The organism is Methylobacterium sp. WL7 (assembly GCF_008040085.1).
Lineage (GTDB): Bacteria > Pseudomonadota > Alphaproteobacteria > Rhizobiales > Beijerinckiaceae > Methylobacterium > Methylobacterium mesophilicum.
The window spans coordinates 1-19,269 of record NZ_VRVG01000110.1 but is presented as its reverse complement, the minus strand read 5'-3'; the positions used below and the strand labels follow the sequence as shown (position 1 = coordinate 19,269).

At 70.6% G+C, this 19,269-nt stretch carries 17 protein-coding genes and 1 pseudogene; 12 read left to right on the top strand and 6 right to left on the bottom strand.

What is annotated here, in order from left to right; translation table 11 throughout:
* Positions 1 to 1,238 (bottom strand): annotated as a pseudogene (locus tag FV233_RS22205) (PAS domain-containing sensor histidine kinase); the annotation flags it as partial.
* A gap of 242 nt (positions 1,239 to 1,480) precedes the next feature.
* Between FV233_RS22205 and FV233_RS22200 the strand changes: the two are divergent.
* The 11 genes from FV233_RS22200 to FV233_RS22140 all read left to right on the top strand — a co-directional run bounded on the left by FV233_RS22200 (position 1,481) and on the right by FV233_RS22140 (position 11,351).
* Positions 1,481 to 1,969 carry a phasin gene (locus tag FV233_RS22200; protein ID WP_147854819.1) on the top strand — a complete coding sequence of 163 codons (489 nt, stop codon included), beginning with the start codon at positions 1,481 to 1,483 and terminating at the stop codon, positions 1,967 to 1,969.
* A 135-nt stretch (positions 1,970 to 2,104) separates the two neighbouring features.
* Positions 2,105 to 2,470 (top strand): hypothetical protein, encoded by a 366-nt coding sequence (locus tag FV233_RS22195; RefSeq protein ID WP_147854818.1) that lies wholly within the window; start codon positions 2,105 to 2,107, stop codon positions 2,468 to 2,470.
* A 711-nt stretch (positions 2,471 to 3,181) separates the two neighbouring features.
* Complete coding sequence (gene phnD / locus FV233_RS22185) at positions 3,182 to 4,204, top strand: phosphate/phosphite/phosphonate ABC transporter substrate-binding protein (protein WP_147898791.1); 1,023 nt, start codon at positions 3,182 to 3,184, stop codon at positions 4,202 to 4,204.
* Between the two features lie 8 nt (positions 4,205 to 4,212).
* The gene (phnC, locus tag FV233_RS22180) at positions 4,213 to 5,022 is read left to right on the top strand and encodes a phosphonate ABC transporter ATP-binding protein (protein WP_238262828.1); all 810 of its coding nucleotides are present in this window, start codon (positions 4,213 to 4,215) and stop codon (positions 5,020 to 5,022) included.
* A 247-nt stretch (positions 5,023 to 5,269) separates the two neighbouring features.
* The gene (gene phnE / locus FV233_RS22170; RefSeq protein WP_147854814.1) at positions 5,270 to 6,070 is read left to right on the top strand and encodes a phosphonate ABC transporter, permease protein PhnE; all 801 of its coding nucleotides are present in this window, start codon (positions 5,270 to 5,272) and stop codon (positions 6,068 to 6,070) included.
* Positions 6,067 to 6,879, top strand: coding sequence for a phosphonate ABC transporter, permease protein PhnE (gene phnE / locus FV233_RS22165; RefSeq protein WP_147854813.1), 813 nt, complete (start codon positions 6,067 to 6,069; stop codon positions 6,877 to 6,879). The genes phnE (FV233_RS22170) and phnE (FV233_RS22165) overlap by 4 nt, the downstream gene beginning before the upstream one ends.
* Before the next feature lie 370 nt (positions 6,880 to 7,249).
* On the top strand, positions 7,250 to 7,510 hold the full coding sequence (locus FV233_RS22160; protein WP_147854812.1) for a hypothetical protein: 261 nt from the start codon (positions 7,250 to 7,252) through the stop codon (positions 7,508 to 7,510).
* 194 nt (positions 7,511 to 7,704) lie between these two features.
* A complete protein-coding gene (locus FV233_RS22155; RefSeq protein ID WP_147854811.1) occupies positions 7,705 to 7,965 on the top strand; it encodes a hypothetical protein in 261 nt (86 codons plus the stop codon).
* 51 nt (positions 7,966 to 8,016) lie between these two features.
* The gene (locus FV233_RS22150) at positions 8,017 to 8,907 is read left to right on the top strand and encodes an SMP-30/gluconolactonase/LRE family protein (RefSeq protein ID WP_147854810.1); all 891 of its coding nucleotides are present in this window, start codon (positions 8,017 to 8,019) and stop codon (positions 8,905 to 8,907) included.
* A gap of 74 nt (positions 8,908 to 8,981) precedes the next feature.
* Positions 8,982 to 10,808: a glycoside hydrolase family 15 protein gene (locus tag FV233_RS22145; protein WP_147854809.1), complete on the top strand. Its 1,827-nt coding sequence runs from the start codon at positions 8,982 to 8,984 to the stop codon at positions 10,806 to 10,808.
* 30 nt (positions 10,809 to 10,838) lie between these two features.
* The gene (locus tag FV233_RS22140) at positions 10,839 to 11,351 is read left to right on the top strand and encodes a hypothetical protein (RefSeq protein ID WP_147898790.1); all 513 of its coding nucleotides are present in this window, start codon (positions 10,839 to 10,841) and stop codon (positions 11,349 to 11,351) included.
* A 137-nt stretch (positions 11,352 to 11,488) separates the two neighbouring features.
* On the opposite strand, the gene FV233_RS22135 is transcribed toward FV233_RS22140, so the two are convergent.
* The 5 genes from FV233_RS22135 to FV233_RS22115 all read right to left on the bottom strand — a co-directional run bounded on the left by FV233_RS22135 (position 11,489) and on the right by FV233_RS22115 (position 16,094).
* Positions 11,489 to 12,130: a L,D-transpeptidase gene (locus FV233_RS22135; RefSeq protein WP_147898789.1), complete on the bottom strand. Its 642-nt coding sequence runs from the start codon at positions 12,128 to 12,130 to the stop codon at positions 11,489 to 11,491.
* A gap of 190 nt (positions 12,131 to 12,320) precedes the next feature.
* Positions 12,321 to 13,139 carry a transglutaminase family protein gene (locus tag FV233_RS22130; RefSeq protein WP_147898788.1) on the bottom strand — a complete coding sequence of 273 codons (819 nt, stop codon included), beginning with the start codon at positions 13,137 to 13,139 and terminating at the stop codon, positions 12,321 to 12,323.
* Between the two features lie 65 nt (positions 13,140 to 13,204).
* Positions 13,205 to 14,134 carry a transglutaminase family protein gene (locus FV233_RS22125; RefSeq protein WP_147898787.1) on the bottom strand — a complete coding sequence of 310 codons (930 nt, stop codon included), beginning with the start codon at positions 14,132 to 14,134 and terminating at the stop codon, positions 13,205 to 13,207.
* Positions 14,135 to 14,195: 61 nt separating this feature from the next.
* Positions 14,196 to 14,735 (bottom strand): response regulator, encoded by a 540-nt coding sequence (locus FV233_RS22120; RefSeq protein ID WP_147898792.1) that lies wholly within the window; start codon positions 14,733 to 14,735, stop codon positions 14,196 to 14,198.
* Positions 14,736 to 14,927: 192 nt separating this feature from the next.
* Positions 14,928 to 16,094, bottom strand: coding sequence for a transglycosylase SLT domain-containing protein (locus tag FV233_RS22115; RefSeq protein WP_147856671.1), 1,167 nt, complete (start codon positions 16,092 to 16,094; stop codon positions 14,928 to 14,930).
* A gap of 230 nt (positions 16,095 to 16,324) precedes the next feature.
* Here FV233_RS22115 and alaS point away from each other — a divergent pair, with 230 nt between their 5' ends.
* Positions 16,325 to 19,012, top strand: a complete 2,688-nt coding sequence (gene alaS / locus FV233_RS22110) for an alanine--tRNA ligase (RefSeq protein ID WP_147898786.1) — start codon at positions 16,325 to 16,327, stop codon at positions 19,010 to 19,012.
* Positions 19,013 to 19,269 lie beyond the last annotated feature (257 nt).

Sequence of the window (19,269 nt, the reverse complement as noted above, 5' to 3'; positions counted from 1 at the left end):
GTATTCGGGCCGGTATTCGGGCCGGGGAACGGCATGACCGCGCCGCCCCGGGGCGCCGGGCTCTCGGTCTCCGCGTCGTCGCCGGCATAACGGGCTCCGAGCGCCCGCGCGATCTCCCGGAAGGCGGCGTGTTCGTCGGTCGAGAGCGGCGGCGGTTCGACGGTCGCGGCAGGGGCGGGCGGCTCGAAGGGGGCTGCGGCGGCCGGCGCATCGTTCGGGACCGCAGGCGCCTCCGGCTGCCGCTCGTCGCTGGCGATCGTGGGCTCCGGCTCGGCCGGGATCGGGGCGGCGCAATCGGCGGGCGGGACAGCCACGGCTGCCGCCGGTTCGGCGCTCGCGGGCTCCGGCGCGGTGGGCGCCGGCACTGACAGGGCGGAGGCATCGGGCGCCAGTGGTTCTTCGGGCGTCGCGGCCGGTGCGATCGGGGCCGACGCCGTGTTCGCAACGCGCGCTGCCGGCACGCTGCGCACCAGCCCGAACCCGCCGAAGCCGGAGAACGCCGCGTCCCCCCGCCCCAGCGGTGCGCCGGACAGCTCGACCTGGAACGGGCCGTCGCCGAGATCCAGGCAGGCCGGCTCGGCGCGGAAGGTCATGCGCTCGCCCAGCGCCGCGAACATCCCGTCGGCGCCGGTGATCCGGCCGTTCCCGGCGAGATCCTGCCAGCGCTGGCCGATGAGGCCGGTGAGGCCCTCGGACCCGGTCAGCGTCGTGAGCGCCCCGGAGGCGTCGCTGCGCCACAGGAAGCGGTCGCCCGTCTTCAGGGCCAACGTCTCGACCGGGACGGCGGCCGGCGGCGGCTCGCTCGCGGGTGCCTCCGGCTGCTGCACCGCCGGGGTGGCGGGCCGCGGGCGCGGCAGCTTCACCGGGGCCGTCGGAATCACCAGGAAGACCGGCCGGCCGTCGTCGCGGGTCCCGCGGACGACCTGGCAGAGCGCAGGCGGGGCGATCCGCCTCGCGTCGAGGGCGAGGCGCGCGAGCCGGGGCGCGGTGTCCTGCGGGTTGGCCCGGGCGACCTGACGGGCCAGCGTCGCGCGATCGGCCTGGCCGAGTGCCGCGCAGAGGGCCTGTCCCGCCGGGGAGGCGAGCAAAATCCGCCCGTCGGCGGGGTCGATCACGAAATGGAGGCCGTCCCGGTCGTCCAGCGCGGCCGCCAGGCCGGGCAGGCCCGCCCAGGCCGCGAAGGCGGCGGCGAGGTCGGCCTCGGCTGCCCCGGCGGTCGATGTCTGTGTCGTCTGCAAAACCCGCGACCCCGAACCCACGCCCGATCCCTCGTCCCCCGGCCCGCTTTGCCCGAGAAACACGCGCAACCGTACCCCTATTGTAAAGCGCCCTGCGTTGCGACGCTGGACTCTTGCGCCGGGCGTCACACGTTTACGTCATGTCAACCTTAATGATGACGGCGCAGGTGGCATATGGCGGCGAATCAGTTATTGTGCAGTGCACAAGGCGCCATCAACAGCCGAATTGAGAGGAGACGATCATGAGCACCCCCCCGAATTACGAAGTCCCGACCGAGATGCGCGACTTCGCCGAGAAGAGCGTCGAGCAGGCCCGCAAGGCGTTCGACAGCTTCATCGGCGCGGCCCGCCGCACCGCCGACACCGTCCAGGGTTCGGCCGAGGTCGCCCGCACCAACGCGTCGGACGTCTCGTCCCGCGGTTTCGAATATGCCGAGCAGAACGTGAACGCCGCGTTCGACCTGGCGCAGAAGCTGGTCCGCTCGCGCGACGTGCAGGAGGCCATGCAGCATCAGGCCGAGTTCGTGCGCAGCCAGTTCGCTGCCATCCAGGCGCAGGCCAAGGAGTTCAGCGGCATCGCCCAGAGTGCGATGCAGCAGGGCGCCGAGCGGGCCAAGACGGCGATGCAGCAGAGCGCCGAAGAGACCCGCAAGGCCATGGAGCAGGGTCAGGATGCCGTCCGGCAGACCACCCAGAACGCTCAGGACGCCGCCGACCGCTCGACGCACTGACGCCGTCTACGGATTGGACTGCATCTGCGGCCCGCTTCCGGTTTCCGGAGGCGGGCCGTCTCGTTTTCGCCGGTATTGCCATCGAGAGCCGCCGGAGCAGGGGCGATGCGCCTGCGTCGCGCGAAAGGATCACGGATGCGCCTCACCTCACACGGCCGATCCGGGCTGCGGGCCCCGTTCCGGTTGACCCTCGCCGCCCTGGCGCTCGCCGCCACGCTTCCGGGCTCAGCTGCCCTGGCGCAGTATGGCGGTGGCTATGGTGCGCCGCCGCCGGGTTACGACGATCCGGCCGACGAGGGCGGCTATCGCCCGGCGCCGCGCCGCCGCGAGCGCCAGCCGGTCGGCTACAATTGCGATGCCATCCAACAGGGTCTCACCGGGCCGAAGCCGTTCGCGTGCCCGCTCCCGGGTCCGCGCCCCCTCGGCGTCCGCTGCTTCTGCGACCTCCCGATCGCCTCGTTCAGCCCGCCGCAGACGGCCGTCGGCCGCGTGGTGCCCTGAGGGACCAGGCTTTTCACGCCCAACAGGATCGCCGCTGCGCTTCCAGCCAAATGTCTCCGCGGTCTCGAATTCGCGGATGAAGCGCGGGTCTCCTCTTCCGCGCCAACTGGCGGATTTAACATCGAGGTCGGCAGAAGGCACGGGAGACACCGCGGCTCTCCCTCCCCCGCAGAGGCTACCGGATCCACGCATCGGTGTCGGTAGGACGGGCGCAGGATGGAGCGCGGGTCCCCTCTCCCGTGCGGGAGAGGTCTGCTCTCGCAGAGAGCCGGGTGAGGGATCAGGACTTTCCGGAGAGGTCGCATTCCTCACCCCAACCCTCTCCCGCACGGGAGAGGGGGCCGGTCGCGCTCCGTCGCGAGCGGCGGTGTCCGTTGCAGATGTGTGAACGTCGTAGCCCGCAAGGGGAGGGCGCAACGCGCGCCCTTCACGAGCCGATGCGCGAAAAACCTGTCACTTCCGCAGTCAGAATCCACCCGCACCGGGTCATGCGTGACTCTGCAATGTCTTGTCGAGCGGATCGGCGTCTTCCACCAAAACGCCGCCCGTCAACCCTGTCATAAGCCGGCTTTCCTTCACCCCCCACGCGCATCCCGCCTTGCCTAATCCGAAGCCCGCCACCTACAAGTTGGGCAAGGGAAGCGTCGCCCCAACCGGGTGACGACGGGACGGCGCGGGCCGCACGGCACCGCCCCGCAGGGAGAGAGACGCGTGACACTCGCTCGGTACGGCGCAGCCTTGGCGCTGCTCTGCGGATTCGTCTCGCTGTCGCCGGCGCGGGCCGCCGAATGTGCCAATCGCGGCCAGCTCGACGACACCTATTGCGACACGAACCAGGACCTCGTCGCCGACATCCCGGCCAAGACCCGCGATCCGAGCGTCATCGTGTTCGCCTACACGCCGGTGGAAGACCCGGCGGTCTACGAGAACGCGTTCAAGCCGTTCACCGCCCACCTGTCGCAATGCACCGGCAAGCGGGTCGTCTACTATCCGGTCCAGTCGAACTCGGCCGAGATCGAGGCGATGCGCTCGGGGCGGCTCACGGTGGCGGGCTTCTCCACCGGGCCGCTGGGCTTTGCCGTGAACATGGCGGGCGCGGTGCCGTTCGCCGCCAAGGGGACCGAGAAGGGGGCCGAGGGCTACAACCTGATCGTCGTCGTGAAGGCGAGCAGCCCGTACAAGACGCTCGCCGACCTCAAGGGCAAGCGCGTCGCCCACACCGCCCCGTCGTCGAATTCCGGAAACCTCGCCCCGAAGGCGCTGTTCCCCGAGCAGGGCCTCAAGCCCGGCGAGGACTATAAGATCGTCTACTCGGGCGGTCACGACAAGTCGGCGCTCGGCGTCGGCACCGGCGATTACGACGCCGCGCCCGTGGCCTCCGACGTGTTCAACCGGATGGTCGCCCGCGGCACGATCAAGGGCGACGACTATCGGATCATCTACACCAGCGAGAAGTTTCCGAGTTCCGGCTTCGCCTACGCGCACGATCTCAAGCCGGAACTCGCCGAGAAGCTGAAGCAGTGCTTCTACGACTTCCGCTTCCCGCCCGACATGGTGAAGGATTTCGAGGGCGACGACCGGTTCGCGCCGATCACCTACCTCAAGGACTGGGCCATCGTGCGCAAGGTCGCGGAGGAGTCGGGCACGCCCTACAACAAGGCGGCCTACGAGCGCGAGGCCGCCCGCGAGGCCGAGGCCGCGCGCAAGAAGGCCGAAGGCCAAGCCAAGCCGTGACGCAAGCCGTGACCGCGTCCGCTGCGCTGCGCGCGCCCGGGACCGAGGTGCGGGCGGAGGATCCGCGCGCCCTGGTGATCCGCGGGCTCGTCAAGGAATACCGGGCCGGGCAGCCGGTCCTGCGGGGCATCGACCTCGTGGTGCCGGGCACCGGCCTCACCGCGATCATCGGTCCGTCCGGCACCGGCAAGAGCACGCTGATCCGGTGCATCAACCGATTGGTGCAGCCCACCGCGGGCGAGATCCTGTTCCGCGGCGAGGATCTGGCCAAGCTGTCCGGCCGCCCCCTGCGCCGGGCGCGGCGGCGGATCGGCATGGTGTTCCAGGAATACAACCTGGTCGAGCGTCTCTCCGTGATGGAGAACCTGCTGTGCGGGCGCCTCGGCTACGTGCCGGTCTGGCGGGCGTGGCTGCGCCGGTTCCCCGAGGCCGATATCCAGCGCGCCTTCGACCTCCTCGAGTCCGTCGGGCTCGCCGGCTTCGCCACCCGCCGGGCCGACGCCCTGTCGGGCGGCCAGCGCCAGCGGGTCGGCATCGCCCGGGCGATCATGCAGGAGCCCGAGATCGTGCTGGCCGACGAGCCGACCTCGTCGCTCGACCCCAAGAGCTCGGTGGAGATCATGGAGATCCTGTCCCGGCTCGCGGCCGAGCGCGGGGTGCCGGTGGTGGTCAACATCCACAACGTGGCGCTGGCCCAGCGCTTCGCCACGCGGATCGTCGGCATGTCGGGCGGGCACGTCGTCTATGACGGTCCGCCCGACCGCCTGAGCGAGCGCGATTTGCGCGGCATCTACGGCGGCGAGAACTGGCTCGAATGAGCGCCATGTCGGATTTGAGCTGTCCTCGGACACGACTTTCTGGCTCGCGGGCCCTCCCTCCCCCCTCTGCGGGGGAGGGTACCCTGCGCAGCAGGGGGGGAGAGGGGAGCGCCCTATCCGGAAAGGTCGCGACGTCGGACACATTCTGCATCGTCGCGCTGCCCCTCTCCCGACCCCTGCTGACGCAGGGGCCACCCTCCCCCGCAGAGGGGGGAGGGAGGGCGCGTGTCATGGTCCGGTCTATCCGATGACCGCACCTGTCCCAGGCGTGGCCATCCCGCAAAAACGTGCCTTCCGCCCCAACTGGACCGCCCGGGCCGGCTGGCTGCTGCTCGCGCTCTACGCGGTCTACGCCGCCAGCCAGCTCGGCTTCGCCCCCGAGCGCTTCGCCACCGGGCTCACCCACGGCCGGCAGTTCCTGGCCCGGATGTTCCCGCCGAACTTCTCCCGGTGGGAGCTGATCCAGTCCGGCATCGTCGAGAGCGTGCAGATCGCCGTGATCGCCACGGTGATCGGGATCGTGATCGCCCTGCCGATCGGCTTCCTGGCCGCCCGCAACCTGATGCCGGCCTGGGTGACGTGGCCGACCCGGGCGCTGATCGCCCTGTGCCGGTCGTTCCACCCGATCATCGTGGCGATCCTGTTCGTGAAGGCGATCGGCTTCGGGGCGCTGGCCGGCGTGATGGCGCTGATCGTCGCGTCCGTCGGCTTCATCGCCAAGCTGTTCGCCGAGGCGATCGAGGAGATCTCCCTGAAGCAGGTCGAGGCGGTGCGGGCGACCGGCGCCGGCTTCCTGTCGACGCTGATCATGGGCGTGCAGCCGCAGGTGCTGCCGCGCTTCATCGGCTTCGCGACCTACCAGCTTGATTCCAACCTGCGGAACTCGACCATGGTCGGGATCGTCGGCGGCGGCGGCATCGGGGCGACCCTGTTCACCGCCTACCAGCGCTTCGACTACGACGTGGTGCTGGCGATCCTGATCGTCATCGTGGCGCTGATCATGGTGGCCGAGATCGTCTCGGGCTGGGCCCGGAAGGTGTTCCAGTGAGCGCCGGAGCCGCCCTCGCGGCCCCGCCGCGGCGCTGGCAGCGCTTCTCGCCGTGGAAGCGGCTGGCGCGCCTCGCCTTCACGCTGTTCGCGGTGGCCGCCTTCGTGGCGAGCCTGCGCACGATCGAGGTGATCCCGGAATTCCTCTACGACGCCCCCGAGCAGATGGCCGACCTGTTCGGCCGGATGTGGCCGATGGATGCCGGCTATATCGGGCCGACGCTCCGCGCGCTGGTGGAGACCCTGCACATCGCGACGCTCGGCACGCTGATCGCCATCGTGATCGCGGTGCCGATCGGGCTGCTCGCCGCCCGCAACATCACCCCCAGCCTGCCCCTGAACCTGTTCGCCAAGTTCGTGTTCGTGACCTCCCGGTCGGTGAATTCCCTGGTCTGGGCGCTGCTGTTCGTGGCGGTGTTCGGCCCGGGGCCGCTCGCCGGCACGCTGGCGATCGCCCTGCGCTCGGTGGGCTTCACCGGCAAGCTCCTGGCCGAGGCGCTGGAGGAATCGAACCGCGGCTCGATCGAGGCCCTGCAGGCCGCGGGCGCGGGGCGGCGGGCCACGCTGCTGATGGGCTACTGGCCGCAGGTGAAGCCGGCCTTCTGGTCGATCGCGCTGTTCCGCTGGGACATCAACATCCGCGAATCCGCCGTGCTCGGCCTCGTCGGGGCAGGCGGCATCGGGGTCGCGCTCGATACGGCCCTGAACCTGCTCTACTGGGATCAGGTCGCCGTGGTGCTGGCCGCGATCTTCGCGGTGGTGATCGTGGCCGAGATCGTCGTCACCACGGTGCGGGCGAAGGTTCTCTGACCGTCACTGCGTTGTGACGACCGAGGGATAAGGCGCGTCCTCGTTCCGGGCTTCGGATCGAAGACCCGGAATGATGGTCGGCCGCGTCGGCATGATGCCGCTCCGCATTGCACGGGCGCGCCCTCATCCAGCCCGCCATGCCAGCCTGAGGCCGGCGTTCCGGCGCGCGCGCAGCCAACTTCATTATCAAAAGTTGCAAAATGGCGGCCCAATACGCGCGAAGTCGCGAGAAGGCGCCGCCAATTTTTAATCCCCGCCGGTGCGTGCGCGCCGGCACGTCACGATGGGATTGGCGTCCCCATATCTGTCTCAAGCAAGAGGAAACGGGTTCGACCAATCGAACCGTACTTGTAAGAGCGTGAGTATATCTATGAAGACCCGTATCGCCGCCGCCGTGGCCGCCCTTGTCCTTGGCGTTGCCCCGATCTCGTCTGCCATGGCCGACAACGGCGCCCGCTGGACCGGCTTCGCGCCCTACGACGTCGAAGCCACCCATTCGCTCGGCCTTGGCGTCCACGACAACCCCTACTACGAGGGCTGCCCGATGAGCTCGGCGGCCGAGGGCAACGCCAACCAGCAGACGCGTCCCGTCAAGCAGTACGGCCAGACCGCCGGCGGAAACCGCTGCTGATCGGCCGCGGGATCCGCCCCCCGCCCAGGAGCGGAACAGCGTGACGGGTGCGTCCGCGCCGTAAGCGCCGCGCCCCTCACCCCGACCCTCTCCCGCACGGGGGAGGGAGCGCGTCGCGGCCGTCGTCAGCGAGGGCGGTCCGTACGAGACAGAATCGGACATCAACCCGAAGGGAACTGAGGAGACGTCACGCCATGACACGCACGAGCCTGAAGCGAGCCGGACTGATCCTCGGCCTGATCGCGGCGCCGGCGTGCCTGAACGCGGCGCAGGCCGGCCCCTTCACGGGCACGGGCGGCGGTCCCGAGACGACGGTGAACGCGCCCTACCGTTCGTCGGTGGGCCAGACGGTCCCGCCGGGCCGCGCGGCCGCCCCGCTGCACGACCCGAACGAGCGGACGAAGCGCCAGAAGGAGCTCGACTCCGTCCTCGGCAGCGTCTGCGACGCGTGCTGAGCCACCGTCCAACCACCCTGATGCGCGATCGGAACCAACGGGATAGGTCATTTGGATTGTTTGCAAGACGCCTGCGTTCTGAGCCAGGTCCGCTGCCATCTCGGTGAAGGTCCGAGCTACGATCCGCGCACCGACACGGCGTGGTGGGTCGACATCCTAGAAGCGCGCCTGTTCGAGAAGCCGGTCGCCGGATCCCGCAAGGCGCTGGTCCATGTCCTGCCGTTCCAGGTCAGCGACGTGGCGGCGATCGACGGCTTCCACCAGCTGCTCTCGGCCGAGGACGGCCTCTACGTGCGGGCGATCCGGGATGGCGACATCCGGATGTTGTGCCCGCTCGAAGAGGAGATGAAGAGCAACCGCTCCAACGACGGACGCATACATCCGTGCGGTGCGCTCTGGATCGGCACGATGGACCGGGACGCCGCCAAGGGGCGCGGCTCGATCTACCATGTCGCCGGCACCCGGGTGCGGCGCCTGTTCGGCGGCCTGACCATCCCGAACGGCATCAGCTTCTCGCCGGACGGCGCCACCGGCTACTTCGTGGACACCGACGAGGGCGTGCTGCGTCGGGTGGCGCTCGATCCCAGGACCGGCCTGCCGAAAGGCCCGATCGAGACCCTCTACGATCATCGCGGCGGCGAAGGCGGCATCGACGGGGCCGCCACCGATGCCGAGGGCCTGATCTGGACCGCCCGGTTCGGCGCCGCCTGCCTCGATGCCTACAGTCCCGCCGGCGAGCGTGTCCGCACCGTGCCGGTCCCGGTGCGGCAGCCGACCTGCCCGACCTTCGCGGGCCGCGACCTCGACCGGCTGCTGGTCACCTCCGCCTACGAGGGCATGGACGCGGCCGAGCGCGCCGCCGATCCCGAACACGGCCGGACTTTTTTGGTCGATGTCGGCGCCCGCGGCCTGCTGGAACCGGCCTTCCGGCTCGGCGCCTGATCCGGCCCAGCACTCCGAACCCGTCCCATCCCCACGCCGCAGCCGGATCGCCGGCGCGGCCAGAAGGAGTCTTCATGTCCGATGCGGGCCAGCGCCCCTACCAGCCGATCGAGGCCTATGCCCTGATCGGGAATTGCGAGGGCTGCGCCCTGGTCGCCCGCGACGGGGCGATCGACTGGGCCTGCCTGGAGCGCTTCGACGCCGCCCCGACCTTCTCGCGGCTGCTCGACCGGCGGCGCGGCGGCCACTTCACCATCCGCCCGGCGGGCCGGTACGAGACGACGCGGCAATACCTGAGTCGCAGCAACATCCTGGAGACCACCTTCACCACCCAGGACGGCTTCGTCACCCTGCACGACTTCATGGTCGGGCCGGAGGGCGGGCCGGACCGGCCGCGCCTGGTGCGGCGCGTCGGCGGCGTGTCCGGCCAGGTCCCGATGGTGGTCGAGTACCGGCCGCTGGCGGGCTTTGCCGAAGGTTTCACGCCGCCGGCGATCGAGGGCGGCCGGGTGGTGACGCCGGGATGCCCGGGCCTCCTCGCGGACGTCGCGATGGCCCCGGACGGGGAGGGCGCGGCCGTCCGCTTCACCCTGGCGGCCGGCCAGGAGCGCAGCTTCAGCCTCTACGCCGACGCGCTGCCCCGGACGCCGCCGGACACGCGCGCCCTGATGGAGCGGACCCGCAGCGCCTGGGTGCTGTGGACGCAGGACGCGGCCTATACCGGGCCGCTCGCCGACGAGCTGATCCGCTCGGCGCTGGTCCTGAAGGCGCTGACCTACGCGCCGACCGGGGCGATCGTCGCGGCGGCCACGACCTCGCTGCCGGAGGAGATCGGCGGCATCCGCAACTGGGATTACCGGTTCTGCTGGATCCGGGACGCGTGCCTGTCCTTCTACGTCCTGAAGAAGTTCGGGATGCTGCGCGAGGCGGAAGCCTTCTTCGGGTTCGTGACCGACCTGTGCGAGCGCGCGGAGGGCCGGTTGCGGCCGCTCTACAGCGTCTCCGGGGAGGGCGATCTCACCGAGACCACCATCGCGCATTTCGAGGGCTGGCGCGGCAGCGCGCCGGTGCGGGCCGGCAACGAGGCGGCCGAGCAGCACCAGGCCGACGCCTACGGGCAGGTGCTCGACCTGCTCTACCTCTACACGCGGCTCGGCGGCACCCTGCCGGAGGCGATGCACGGCCACGGGGCCCGGCTCGCCGACATCTCGGCCGCCCATTGGCACACGCCCGATGCCGGGTTGTGGGAGCCGCGCAAACCCGAGCAGCGCTACCTGCACGCCGCGATCATGAACTGGGTCGCGCTCGACCGGGCGATCCGCCTGTTCGGCCCCCGGGAGACCTGGTGCCGGGAGCGCGACCGGATCGTCGCCTGCGTGAACGGCGAGGCCATCCACCGGGACGGCTACTACCCGCAATATATCGGCGGCGACGACGTCGACGCCGCCCTGCTGATGGCTCCGATGGTCGGCTTCCCCGTCGACGCGGCGGCCTTCGCCCGGACCGTGGATGTGGTGATCGAGCGACTCGGCCACGGCCACCTCGTCTATCGCTACCGGGCCGACGACGGCCTGCCCGGCCACGAGGGCACGTTCCTGCTCTGCGCCTTCTGGCTCGTCGACGCGCTGCTCTGGCTGGGCCGTGATGCGGAGGCGCGGACTCGGTTCAACGCCCTACGGGCGCTGCAGAACGATGTCGGGCTCTACGCCGAGGAAGCCGCCGAGGACGGGACCTTCCTGGGCAACTTCCCGCAGGCCTTCAGCCATCTCGGCTTCATCCACAGTGCCCTGATGCTCGACCTGTTCGACCACGGCGGTCGCGCGGCCGTGCAGGGCACCTACGCCGACCGGTCCCTGCGCGAGACCGCCCTGCGCCGCGCGCCGGACCTCGCCGCCGACTGATCCAGTCCATCCCTCCAACCCGGAGTATCCATGTCCGTATCGAGCCGCCAGGAAGCCCGCCTCCTCAGCGCCGACGAGGCCGACCTCGTCGCCCGCTCCCACCACCCGAAACTGCGCGACGCCGATGACGGGGGCATCGCCGACCTGATCGGCCGGCTGCGCGAGCGCCGCGACCGCGCCCGGGACATGTCCCGCCGCCAGCGCCGGGAACTGCGCGGCAAGGCGGCTCCCTCCGGCGCGCGCCCGGCCACGGACGACACCGGCACCCGCCAGAAGGCGGCGCTGCTCGCGGCCGCCGTGAAGCGCGCCAGCAAGGAGAGCGAGCGGCGCCGGAGCGCGCAGGCGCGCGGGAGCCTGGTCTCGAAGTCCCGCAGGGCCCTGGCGCTGAAGCAGGCGGCGGGCGACCGAACCTCGGGACGGCCCTCGTCGCGGACGGCCGGCGCGGGCATGAACCCGGTGCCGAACGAAGGCCTCGCCCCGTCCGGTGCGCTCGACAGCCAGGGGCAGGAGGTCGCCATGCGGCGGGGTGGCGGGCCGCGGTAGGGTCTTCCGTCGGCGATCAAGGCAACTGCTCGTCTGCTGCCCGGCTTGAACGCTATCCGAAAAGAAGCCTGCAGATCACTTTCGTGACCTGCAGGCTTCTTGCGTGCGTTTTATCGAGATCAGAAGCTGTCGTCGGATCAGTTCAGCACGACGACCTTGGCGCCGACCTTAACCCGCTCGTACAGATCGGTGACGTCGTCGTTGGTCATGCGGATGCAGCCCGAGGACACCGCCTGGCCGATCGTGTCCGGCTCGTTCGAGCCGTGGATGCGGTACTCGGTGTTGCCGATGTACATGGCCCGGGCGCCGAGCGGGTTCTCGATCCCGCCGGCCATGTAGCGCGGCAGGTCGGGGCGGCGGGCGATCATGGCCTTCGGGGGCGTCCAGGACGGCCACTCGCGCTTGGCGGTGACTTTGTTGACGCCACTCCAGCTGAAGCCCGGCCGGCCGACGCCGACGCCGTAGCGGATCGCCTCGCCGTTGCCCATCACGAAGTACAGGCGGCGCTCGGCGGTGGAGACCACGATCGTGCCCGGCGCGTAGGGGGCGTTGAACGCCACGATCTCGCGGGGGATCGGCTGGACCTGCGCCTGCGGCGCGTCCTGCACGCCCTGGCCGTAGCCCGGGGTGCCCTGGTACCCGTACTGGCCCGGATCCGAGTAATACTCCTCGGCGCCGTTGGTGCCGAAGGGATCGTAGGCCGGGGCGGCCAGCGCCGGGGCGGCCGACAGAACAGTTGCGGCAAGGAGCGCCGCGAGGGCGGTGGCCGAGGTCTTCATGGTGTGCCTGCCTGTGCGATAACCTTTGCTATTACAAGCGTGAGCATAGGTTGGCAGTTCCACCCTCCGAAGAAGATTTTGGCTGACGTTGGAATACGTAAGCGGGTTCGCGCGTGCCGGGGTCCACACCCTGCGCTCTGCATGGCCCCGCTCCGAATATCAGTAACCAATATCCGCGATCACCGGCCCGTCACGCGACCTCGTCGGTGTGGACGTCGAAGCGCGCCAGGTGGGCGTAGCCGAAATTGGTCGAGATCGCGCAGTCGGTGGCATCGCGGCCCCGGGCCATGACGATGCGGCCGATCCGCTGGCGGTTGTGCCTCGCGTCGAACGTGTACCAGCGCGGGCCGTCGGGTCCCTGGAGGTAGACCTCGAACCAGGCGGAGAAATCCATCGGCGCCGGATCGACCGGCACGCCGATGTCGCCGAGGTAGCCGGTGGCGTAGCGGGCCGGGATGTTCATGCACCGGCAGAACGCGATGGCGAGATGGGCGAAATCCCGGCAGACGCCCTCGCGCTGCATGAAGCCGTCATGGGCGGTCCGGGTCGCGTCGGCGCGCTGGTAGTCGAACCGGATGCGCTCGTGCGTGTAGGCGACGATCGCCTGCACCCGGGCCCAGCCCTCGGGCGTGTTGCCGAACAGCGACCAGGCCGTCTGGGAGAGCTTGTCGGTGTCGCAGTAGCGGGAGCCCAGCAGGAAGACCATCACGTCGTCCGGCAGGTCCTGGACCGGGATCTGCTGGGCGTCCGGGACGTAGGCGTCGAGGAGGCCGGAATCCTGGATCGTGAAGTCGGCCGAGATCGTCATCAGGCCGGGCGGCGCGACGATGCGATGGCAGACGTTGTCGTACACGTCCCGGTACGTGTGCGCCGGAACCCACGGATCGAACCGGATCTCCTGCGGGGTCAGCAGGTCGGGCATCCGGGACGGATGGACGCTGAGCATCAGGACCATGGGCGTGGGCTGGGTCAGGCTGAAGCCGATATCGTAACCCGTCCTGATCTTCATCGCGGCCACCTGCTGTCCTCTCGCCCCCGCGGGTCGCCCCGCATGTTCCATCCGGATCCGCCGGCTCAACGCGCCACGATCGGCGGATGCGCCTCAAATCCCGGTGTTCGTGCCTCGTCGTCGGGCAGTTCGACCACGTCGACGTCCACCCGCATGCCGAGGTCGTCGCTGGCGAGCCCGAAGAACGAGCCGTGCAGCGGCACCGCCTGCGCCGGATCGCGGGCCACCGCCACGCGGATCAGGTCGCGGTTGCCGACGATCCCGTTGGTCGGGTCGAACTCGATCCAGCCGGCGCCCGGCAGGTAGACCTGCAGCCATGCATGGGTCGAGCCGCCGCCGACATGGCGGGCGCGGTCGTTGCGCGGGTTGTACAGGTATCCGGAGACGAACCGGGCGGCCATGCCGAGCGCCCGGACCGCCTCCATCATCAGCACCGCGAAGTCCCGGCACGAGCCGCGCTTGCTGCGCAGGGTCGTCAGCGGCTCCTGCACGCCCTTCTCGGAGCGGGCGAGGTAGGTGAAGTTCGCCCGCACGCTCCGGGTCATGTCGGCGAGCAATTCCTGGGTCGGGATCCGGCCGTCGGCCGGGATGAAGCTGCGCGCCCAGGCATCGACCTCGTGGCGCGGATCGGGCCATTGCCGCTCGATCGACCGGGACAGGTCGGGCATGTCCTCGACCCCGTATCCGAACGGGTAATGCGTGGCGTGGGGCGCCAGCGGGAAGACCGGGGCGTGCTCGGGGGTGTGGTCGAGGGTGATCCCGCACACGAAGGTCAGGGTCTCGGCCCGGCCCCCGAAGGTCGCCACCGCGACGCAGTTGCCGAAGACGTCGAACATCCAGCGCAGCGCCGTGGGCTCGGGGGTGATCTCGAGCGAGGCCTCGATCAGGCGCTGGTCGTAGCTGTCCCGGGGCCGGAACATGATCCGGTGCTCGCCGAAGGCGACCGGACGCCGGTACCGGTAGACCGTGCGGTGGCGGACGGACAGGATCGGCAAACTGGAGGCTCCTCGCGCCGATACGTCAACGGTCGATGCAAGGGCCGGGCCCGTCGCCGCCTCAGGTGACCGGCGGCGCCGGATCCGTGGTCGCCCGCTCGGCCTCCACCAGCACGTCGAAGGGGCGCCAGGGCTTGGCGATGAACACCGCTTCGCTCGGCAGGTCCGGCCGCCGGCCGCCCTGGCCGGTTGTGACCACCAGGCGGGCCCGGGGCCACAGGGTCGCCACCGCGCGGGCGAGCTGCAGCCCGGTCATGGCGCCCGCGAGCTGGATGTCGGCGAAGACCAGGGCCACGTCGCCGCCGCGGGCCTGGAGCACGACCAGGGCCGCCTCGGCGCTGTCGCAGCCGACGACCTCGAGCTCGGTCTCCTCCAGCAGGGTCTCGGCCAGGGCGCGCAGCTGCGGATCGTCCTCGACCACCAGCGCCAGGCGCGGGCTCGTCGCCTCGGCGGCCTGCGGGCTCGGCGGCGGCGCGGCGGACGGCTCGACCTCGGCCTGCCGGACCCGGCGCACCAGGGCGGCGAGGTGTTCCGGCACGCCCTCCGACATGAGGTCGTCGTAGATCGACGCCAGCGTCTGCCCGATCTGGTCGAGCGGCATGCTGCTCGGCGAGAGCGTATCGGTATGCGGCGCCGCCGTGCCCGTCAGAGGCTTTCTCAAGAACGTCCCCCCAAGAAATGTACCGCGGTCTCCGTGTCGCGCCGCACGCGAATGCGGCGATACTGGACGAACGTCGGCGGGAGGCCGGGAGTTGCGCGCGGGACCGCGAAGAGAGGCCCGCTCGCCGTGTCGTTACTGCGTGGCGACGCCGGTGGCGGCGTCCGCGTAGGCCATGATCCCCGAGACCGCCTGGACGTTCTGGTACCGCGTGCCGCGGGTGCTCATCATCGCCTCGAACTTCTCGTGGACCTGCGCCACCGAGAGGCTGGCCGGCTTGCGGTGCCGGCCGCGGCCGACGAAGCGCCCGGCGGCGAAGAAGATCGAGCGGTTGGCCCGGGCCGGGCCGGGCAGCAGCACGGCTGCGGCGGCGGCCGGCTTGTTGACGACGTTGGCCAGGAACTCCCCGGCATCGTCGGCGCCCAGGAAGTGGGCGAGGTAGACCTCGCCGAGGGTGAGTTCGCGGCCGATGCGCTGGGCGATGCGGCCGGCGTCGCGCTTCAGCATCTCGCCGGCCATCAGCGCCGAGAGATAGGGGTCGCGGCGCAATTCGAGCACCCGGGCGCGCTCGGCGGCGTCGGTGATCGCCGGCCGGTCGTTGGCGTCGGCGGTGACCAGCGCGGCCTCCTTCTCGAGCCCGTACTTGGCGCCGAAGTCGCGGACCACGCCGAGCCAGGTGCGCTCGATGAACTGATAGAGGCCTGTGGCCGAGGAGGTCTTGGCCTGGACCGCGGTGACGAAGCTCGACTCCTTGTCGGCCACCGCCATGAGCAGGACCGGGTCGGTCTGCACCGCCTGGGCGGCCCGCACGATCGTCTGCACCAGGTGGCGCCGGATCTTCATCGGGCCGAATTCGAGGATGTCGTTCGGGTCGCCGCCGGCGCTCTCCGAGAGCAGGAAGTCGTAGGAGACGCGGTCGACGCCGTTGGAGCCGACGGCGGTGTCGAGGTCGTGCACGGCCGCGAAGCTCGCCGAGGCGCGCAGCGGGGTCCGCTCCAGCTCCTCGCTGAGGGCGACGGTGTGGATGCGCGGGCGCGGCATCGGCGGCTCGGTGGCGGCCTGCGCCGAGGAGACCGCCTGGCTCAGCCCGACCTTGCCGAGATCGACCCCCGAGCCGATCAGCGCGGCGCTGAGGCCGCCGGCGATCAGCGATATCGTGAGCACCGAGCGGGCCAGCGCCGGGACGCTCCCGTGGACACGGCCGAGCATCGGCTGTGCGGTGATGGCATCGGCCCGGCCGGACCCGAACCGGCCCTGCTTACCCGTGACGTTCCTCGGCGATCCGACCGTGCGGCCCTGCATCGTCTACCCGAATCCTCACGCGCCCTTGACGGCGCCACGGACACACCATCGCTTGACAGATGTGGCGACAACACGGCCGTGCTTGTGGCGGCCATGGGGCGGGCCGGGGTGATTTCGCGGCGGGGCGCCCGTGACTCGGGCCTGATCCGTCCTTAAGAGGGCGGCATGCGGGTCGCGCCTGAAACGGGTGGCGGCCCAGTCCCTTGAGCCCTGCTTAGAGTTCTGCCCCGATGAGCGGCGTCAACGAGATCCGGTCGACCTTCCTCGACTTCTTCGCGCGTGCGGGACACGAGGCCGTGCCCTCCTCGAGCCTCGTTCCGAAGAACGATCCCACGCTGATGTTCACGAACGCCGGCATGGTGCAGTTCAAGAACGTCTTCACCGGCGTCGAGAAGCGCGGCTACGACCGGGCGACCACGGCGCAGAAGTGCGTGCGGGCCGGCGGCAAGCACAACGACCTCGACAACGTCGGCTATACCGCGCGCCACCACACGTTCTTCGAGATGCTCGGCAACTTCTCGTTCGGCGACTACTTCAAGGACCGCGCGATCGAGCTGGCCTGGACGCTGATCACCAAGGAATTCGGCCTCAAGCCCGACCGGCTGCTCGTTACCGTCTACGCCGACGACGACGAGGCCGCGAACCTGTGGAAAAAGATCGCCGGCTTCCCGGATGAGAAGATCATCCGGATCGGGACCTCCGACAACTTCTGGCAGATGGGCGACACCGGCCCCTGCGGCCCGTGCTCGGAGATTTTCATCGACCAGGGCCCGGCGCTGCAGGGCGGCCCGCCCGGCTCCCCGGACGAGGACGGCGACCGCTTCCTCGAGTTCTGGAACCTCGTGTTCATGCAGTACGAGCAGCTGGAGCCGGGTTTGCGCAACCCGCTGCCCCGGCCCTCGATCGATACCGGCATGGGCCTGGAGCGCATGGCCGCGATCCTCCAGGGCGTGCACTCGAACTACGACACCGACCTGTTCAAGGCGCTGATCGACGCCGTGGCGCATGCCGTCTCGCGGGCGCCCGAGCCCGCCACGATGGCGTCCTACCGGGTGATCGCCGACCACCTGCGCGCCGCCTCGTTCCTGGTCGCCGACGGCGTGCTGCCGGGCAACGAGGGGCGCGGCTACGTGCTGCGCCGGATCATGCGCCGGGCCATGCGGCATGCCGAGATCCTCGGCGCCCGCGAGCCGACCATGTACCGCCTGGTGCCGACCCTGGTGCGCGAGATGGGCCAGGCCTACCCGGAGCTGATGCGCGCCGAGGCGCTGATCGGCGAGACCCTGAAGCTGGAGGAAACCCGCTTCCGCCGCACCCTGGAACGGGGCCTGTCGATCCTCGATTCCGAGACGCGCGACCTCAAGGCCGGCGAGAAGCTCTCCGGCGACACCGCCTTCACCCTGTACGACACCTACGGCTTCCCCCTCGACCTCACCCAGGACGCCCTCAAGGCCCGGGGCATCGGGGTCGACACGGAGGCGTTCACGGCCGCGATGCAGCGCCAGAAGCAGGCGGCGCGCGAGGCCTGGAAGGGCTCCGGCGAGGCCGCCACCGAGACGGTCTGGTTCGGCATCCGCGAGCGCGTCGGCGCCACCGAGTTCCTGGGCTACGAGACCGAGGCCGCCGAGGGCATCGTCACCGCGCTGCTGCGCGACGGCGCCGAGGTGAAGAGCCTCGAGGCGGGGCAGACCGGCCTCGCGCTGGTCAACCAGACGCCGTTCTACGCCGAATCCGGCGGGCAGGTCGGCGATACCGGCCTGATCCTGGCGGCGGGCCTGAAGGTCCGCGTCACCGGCACCGAGAAGAAGCTCGGGGACCTGTTCGTCCACCACGTCAGCGTGGAGGAGGGCACCCTCGGGCTCGAACAAGCCGTGGAGCTGAAGGTCGACCACGCCCGCCGCAAGGCGATCCGCGCCAACCACTCGGCCACCCACCTCCTGCACGAGGCGTTGCGCCAGGTGCTCGGCGAGCACGTCGCCCAGAAGGGCTCGCTGGTCAGCCCCGAGCGGCTGCGCTTCGACATCAGCCACCCGAAGCCGATCGAGGCCGACGAGCTGGCCCGGGTCGAGGACATCGCCAACGCGGTGCTGCTCCAGAACGCCCCGGTGGTGACCAAGCTGATGGCGGTGGACGACGCCATCGCGTCCGGCGCCCGGGCGCTGTTCGGCGAGAAGTACGGCGACGAGGTCCGGGTCGTCTCGATGGGCCTGCCGGTTGACGCGTCTGGCGCCGAGACCGACCGCGGCCGGCTCAAGAACTTCTCCATCGAACTGTGCGGCGGCACCCATGCCGGGCGCACCGGCGATATCGGGGCGATCACCATCGTCAGCGACAGCGCGGTCGGGGCCGGCGTGCGCCGGATCGAGGCGCTCACCGCCGACGCGGCACGCCACCACCGGGCCGAGGAGGCGCGCACGCTGGCCGCGCTCGCCGGCATCCTCAAGGCCCCGGTCACGGAGGCGCCCGACCGCCTCACCGCGCTGATGGAGGAGAAGCGCCGCCTGGAGCGGGAGCTGGCCGACACGCGGCGCAAGCTCGCCATGGGCGGCGAGACCGGATCGGGCTCGAACGCCCGCCAGAGCGAGGTCGGCGGCGTGGCCTTCCGGCGCTCGGTGGTCGAGGGGCTCGACATGCGCGACCTCAAGCCGATCATCGACGAGGAGAAGAAGCGCCTCGGCTCCGGCATCGTGGCGATCGTCGGGGTCGCGGCCGACGGCAAGGCGGGCCTGGTGGTCGGCGTCACCGAGGACCTGACCGGCCGCTACGACGCGGTCGCACTGGTCCGGGCCGGGGCCGGCGCGCTCGGCGGCAAGGGCGGCGGCGGGCGCCGCGACATGGCCCAGGCCGGCGGCCCGAACGGCGCCGGCGCCGAGGCGGCGCTCGACGCGATCGAGCAGGCGCTGACCGAGGCGGCGTGAGGCGGGACGGTCCCACCCACGGCCTCATCGCGAGGTGGCGTAGCGTAGCGAAGCCCTCGAAGGAGGGCTCCAGAACGCTCAAAGTTTCTTGAAGCCTACGAACCACATAGGTTCGAGGCGCCCCCTCTCCCGTGCGGGCAAACGGATTCACGCATCGGGGTCGGCAGGATACGCTGGAGACTCCGCGGCACTCCCTCCCCCCTTTGCGGGGGAGGGTGGCCCCCGAAGGGGGTCGGGAGAGGGGAGCGACGATGCAG